The following is a 1,059-nucleotide window of genomic DNA, read 5'->3' on the forward strand; positions in this document are numbered from 1 at the left end:
GATGATTATGGAAATTTCTTTTCTACAAAACAGACTTTTTCATAATCTAACCCGATGTACAACCCTTCTGTGAGATTTCCGCGTCGATCACCATCCTTTGAACCGGGACCGTATATCAGACCTTCCGGGGACTCATAATATTTATCTCCATTTTTTGCCTGATAAACTTTAAATCCTTCAGGCGCATTAACCATTGCGCCCATGGACTTCATTTCAATAGCTCCAGTGGGTATCCCGCTTTCTGCACTTCCAACAAACGACGATTTCTGTTCACTACCAGAATGTAGAATAACAACATTCATTCCAGATGAATTATTTCCATAGATCGTGGAATTAATATTATTCCAATCCTGATTGCTTTTAGCTGTTTGTATTGCTGTATTTACAGCTTGGATTCTTTCAAGAGTCGGCGCAGTAGTACCATCAGACCAATAATTTAAAATCTGGTTGCCAGGATCAATCTGGCGCAGCTCAGAAGCAGCACGATTATATTCATCCTGTTGATGTTGCGCTTGTTGCCTCACCTGAGGATCAGGATCTGTGAAACTCAAAAGGGGATCATCAGACACATGCATGGAAAAATGTGCATTCTCATCAGGAAATACGCCAGACGTCACTCCAGAAGGCGATTGTCCACTCTTCTTATTCTGAGAATTTAGCTCCGAGCTACTTTGCGCATCTATTGAAGAATTCTTCTCTGCATCCGGTTGTTCAGATTTTTTATTATCCGTTTCGTTGTATCGGTCGTAAGCCTGAAGATGATGAACTTCTGCGCTGGGAGACCATAGACCGCAGGACAATGTCTCAGCATCTGCCACCAACCGTGATAGATCGACTCTGGGACATGATCTGTGACGCGGCTGGAAGCGGCGTTTACGCTGATGATCGTCTGGCCGGGGTGCAATTTCTTGGGCTCCATCGCGTCGTCGATCATCTCGAACGGGAAGGGCTTCGGATTGAGGCAGTTCCTGTGCCATCTCTGTCGCCGCCAGCGCCGGTCGCGGTGACTCTGGCCGCGTTCCTGGCTGCGCGAGGGTAATCCCCCCATTTTTAGTGGGG

Annotated in this window: 1 protein-coding gene; it reads right to left on the minus strand. The window is 46.5% G+C overall.

The window, feature by feature from the left end; genetic code table 11:
- Positions 1–5: 5 nt before the first annotated feature.
- On the minus strand, positions 6–1,059 hold a 1,054-nt coding region (locus tag AD928_RS14565), incomplete at its 5' end, for a hypothetical protein (protein WP_209436618.1).

This window comes from Acetobacter cerevisiae (assembly GCF_001580535.1).
Classification (GTDB): domain Bacteria; phylum Pseudomonadota; class Alphaproteobacteria; order Acetobacterales; family Acetobacteraceae; genus Acetobacter; species Acetobacter cerevisiae.